The sequence below is a fragment of the Actinomadura sp. genome, assembly GCF_044508335.1.
Classification (GTDB): Bacteria; Actinomycetota; Actinomycetes; order Streptosporangiales; family Streptosporangiaceae; genus Spirillospora.
The window spans coordinates 15813-19336 of record NZ_JBIQHY010000129.1 but is presented as its reverse complement, the minus strand read 5'-3'; the positions used below and the strand labels follow the sequence as shown (position 1 = coordinate 19336).

The following is a 3524-nucleotide window of genomic DNA, read 5'->3' as shown; positions in this document are numbered from 1 at the left end:
GTCTGACCCGCCCCCGGAGGGGTCAGCCCGCGCGTCCGGGAAGCATGGCGAGGGCCTTGGAGCGCTCCGCGACGAGGCCGTCGTAGGTGCCGTCGCGCTCGGCCCAGCGGTGCATGAGGACCCCCTTCACGAGGATCTCGCGCGGGGTGGGCTCCTCCGAGAGCAGCCGCATGACCTCGGCGGCGAAGTCGTCGAGCGGCAGCGCGTGCGGGTTCACCTTCTCCTGGCCCGCCGTGGCGACGGCCGGGGGGACGAGTTCGACGACGCCGACGCCGGTCCCGTCGAGCTGCGCGCGCAGCGCCTCGGAGTAGGCGTGCACCGCGGCCTTCGAGGCAGCGTAGGTGGGCATGGGCGGGAACGGCAGGAAGGCGATGCCGGAGGTCACGGTGATGATCGTGCCGGCGCCGCGCCCGACCAGGTGCGGGGTGAAGGCGTCGATGACCCGGATGGTGCCGACCAGGTTGGTGTCGATCGTCGTCTTCGCCGTCTCGAAGTGCGCGGGGTCGCGCAGGTCCTCCATGGCCATGACCCCGGACATCGTCACCACGGTGTCCAGCTCGGGGTAGCGGGCGAGGACCTCGTCGCGGGCGCGTGCGACGGAGGCGCCGTCGGTGACGTCGACGCCGAACGCGCCGAACCCTTCCCCGGCGAGTTCCGCCAGCGCCTCCGCGTTGCGGCCGCCGACGGCCACGGTGCTGCCCGCCGCGGCGAACCGGCGGGCCAGCTCCCGCCCGATGCCCGAGGTTCCGCCGACGATGAGAACGGTGCGGCCGGAGAGATCCATGATGTCGTCCTTTCGATCCAGCTTTCGATCCTGGGCGCCGAGCGGTTCCCGGGCCCTTGAGCGGTACGGCCTCAAGCTTCGGCGGCATGCGCCGGGTGTGGCAGAGCCCCCGTGTTCCCTGGTCCTGACAGGACCCCCTCAGCGACGCGCCCACCGGCTTACGGTGGCGGTATGAAGGGCGGTATGAAGGACGAGGAATCCGGCAACCGGCTCGGCGCCTACCTGCGCGCGCGGCGCGAGCTGATCACCCCGGAGCAGGCGGGGCTCCCGCCCGGCGGCAACCGCCGCGTCCCCGGCCTGCGCCGCGAGGAGGTCGCGCTGCTCGCGGGGATCAGCCCCGACTACTACCTGCGGCTGGAACGGGGCCGCGACAGGAACCCCTCGCCCCAGGTGCTCGAATCGCTCGCGCGCGTCCTGCGGCTCGACGACGTCGAACGGACGTACCTGCTCGGCCTCGCGTCGGTCCGCACGAGATCGCCGCGCCGCAAGCGCCCCGAGCGCGTCCCGGCGCGGGTGCACCAGCTCCTCGCGCACCTGCCGATCCCCGCGTTCGTCGAGGGCCGCGCCTTCGACGTCCTGGCCTCCAACCCGATGGCCGTCGCGTTCTCGCCGCGCCTGCGGCCCGGCCAGAACCGGCTCCGCTCCTTCTTCCTCGACCCGGAGGAGCAGGCGTTCCACGAGGACTGGGCGGGCCAGGCCGCCGGGTTCGTCGCCGCTCTGCGCACCGCCATCGGGGACGACGTCGACGACCCCCGGTTCATCGAACTCGTCGGAGAACTCTCACTGGCAAGCCACCGGTTCCGCACCCTGTGGGCCAGGCACGACGTCCGCAACCTCGACGGGGGGACCACCGTCGTCCACCACCCCGTCGTCGGCGACATGCGGCTCCACCGCGACAAGCTCCCCATCGACGACGTCATCCTCGTCGCCTACTACCCCGACAAGGGCGGCGACAGCGACGAGAAACTGCAACTCCTCGCCGCACTCTCCCGAACCGGCCCCGCCGCGGCAGCGCAGGAGAACCCAGCGGACATCCCGCGAACCGATGAGGAACGCCTCCGGTGAGGTTCCCGCCGCCCGCTCTCAGGTGCTCCTCCTGATGTGCTGGACGGCGCGGTAGGCGAAGGCCATCGCCGAGCCGATCGGGATGCCTGGGCCGGGGTAGACGGGCCCGGTGAACGAGGCGCTGGTGTTGCCGGCCGCGTAGAGGCCGGGGATCGGGGCGCCGGAGCCGTCCAGGACGCGGCCGTCGGGGTCGGTGCGCAACCCGCCCTTCGTCCCGAGGTCGCTGAGGACGACCTCCGCCGCGAAGTACGGAGCCTGGTCGAGCGCGACCACGCACGGTCCGCCGCCGGAGAAGAACCGGTCGTAGGGGTCCTCGCCGCGGTGGAAGTCCTCGTCGGCGCCCTTCTCGGCGAACCCGTTGAAGCGGGCGACGGTCCCGGCGAGGACGCCGGGCGGGACACCGATCTCGCCGGCGAGCTCCTCCACCGTCGCCGCCTGGACCCACCGGCCGGACGCCAGCTGCTCGTCCGGCGCCAGCGGCGGGACGGAGATCGCCGGCAGCCCGTCCCAGCGCGCGTCGAAGATCAGGTGGAAGGGGCCCTCGGCGGCGGCCATCTTCCGGCCCATCCGGTCGTAGGGGAGCGACTCGTTGGCGAAGCGGCGCCCGGAGCCGTCCACGATGAGCCCGCCCCGGAAGCCCAGCGTGAACGCCGGGAGGCCGTCCGGGGTGCGCAGGCCGGGGCAGAACCACGCCTGGTCGAGCAGGCCGGTGGACGCGCCGATCCGCACGGCCGCCTCGATCGCGTCGCCGGTGTTCGCGCCGTCCGGGGCCATCGTCCAGTCCGCGGAGCCCGGCACGCCGCGCGCGGCGCGCAGCCGGGCCGACGCCTCGAACCCGCCGGCGGCCAGCAGCACGCCGCGGGAGGCGCGCAGCCGCAGGCCGCCCGCCTCGACGCCCGCGACCCGGCCGTCCTCGACGATCAGCCCGGTCAGCGGGGTTCCGGTGCGCACGTCGCCGTTCCCGGTCGCGGTGAGGGCGAGCAGCAGCCGCCCGATCAGCGCCCGCCCCTGCGCCATCGGCCTGGCCGAGTGCCCGCGCCCCGCCCGGTCGCGGTCGACCGGCGGGCGGACGAGCCCGGCCACCTCGCCGAGCCGCTCCACCGGCAGCTCCAGCGGCACGAACGACCGGCCCATGTCCAGCCGCCCGGGCGCGGCGAAGTAGTCGGGGAACGGCCGGAACTCGAAGTCGAGCGCCGGGTCGCGCTCCAGGAACTCCACGACCTCGGGCGCCGCCGCCAGGAACGCCTCCCGGTGCGCCGCGTTCTCGTCGCCGAGCAGCGCCCGCAGGTAGGCGCGGGCCGATTCGGCCGAGTCGGCGATCCCGGCCCGCTCCTGCACCCGCGTGCCCGGCAGCCAGATCGCCGACCCCGAGTACGCGGACGTCCCGCCGAGCACCCCGGTCTTCTCCAGCACCGCGGTGCGCAGCCCGGCCGAGGCCGCGGCGAGCGCCCCCGTCATCGCCCCGGCGCCCGAACCGGCCACCACCACGTCGTATTCGTCGTCCCAGCGGGCGTCACCCACGCGGCATCCCCTCCCGATCTCGGCGCGCGCACACCGTAAGCGCGGGCCGCGGCGCGGCGGGACGACCGGTCCCACTGACCGGTATCGCCGATCGCGGGGACGGCCGCGACCCCGGATATTGTTCCTAGTCAGCACACCGGCAACAGCACCGGCA

At 74.4% G+C, this 3524-nt stretch carries 3 protein-coding genes; 1 reads left to right on the top strand and 2 read right to left on the bottom strand.

Features of this window, described 5'->3' with window-relative positions; all coding sequences use genetic code 11:
- Positions 1 to 22 precede the first annotated feature (22 nt).
- On the bottom strand, positions 23 to 784 hold the full coding sequence (locus ACIWVC_RS29635; RefSeq protein WP_396451259.1) for an SDR family oxidoreductase: 762 nt from the start codon (positions 782 to 784) through the stop codon (positions 23 to 25).
- A 183-nt stretch (positions 785 to 967) separates the two neighbouring features.
- On the opposite strand from ACIWVC_RS29635, the gene ACIWVC_RS29630 reads away from it, so the two are divergent.
- Positions 968 to 1849 (top strand): helix-turn-helix transcriptional regulator, encoded by an 882-nt coding sequence (locus ACIWVC_RS29630; protein ID WP_396451257.1) that lies wholly within the window; start codon positions 968 to 970, stop codon positions 1847 to 1849.
- Positions 1850 to 1867: 18 nt separating this feature from the next.
- Here ACIWVC_RS29630 and ACIWVC_RS29625 read toward each other — a convergent pair whose 3' ends face one another.
- Positions 1868 to 3370: an FAD-dependent oxidoreductase gene (locus tag ACIWVC_RS29625; protein ID WP_396454849.1), complete on the bottom strand. Its 1503-nt coding sequence runs from the start codon at positions 3368 to 3370 to the stop codon at positions 1868 to 1870.
- Between the last annotated feature and the right edge of the window lie 154 nt (positions 3371 to 3524).

Bases quoted from the DNA above. Each gene is read 5' to 3' on its own strand.
- ACIWVC_RS29635 (WP_396451259.1), bottom strand. From the start codon at position 784: ATGGATCTCTCCGGCCGCACCGTTCTCATCGTCGGCGGAACCTCGGGC.
- ACIWVC_RS29630 (WP_396451257.1), top strand. From the start codon at position 968: ATGAAGGACGAGGAATCCGGCAACCGGCTCGGCGCCTACCTGCGCGCG.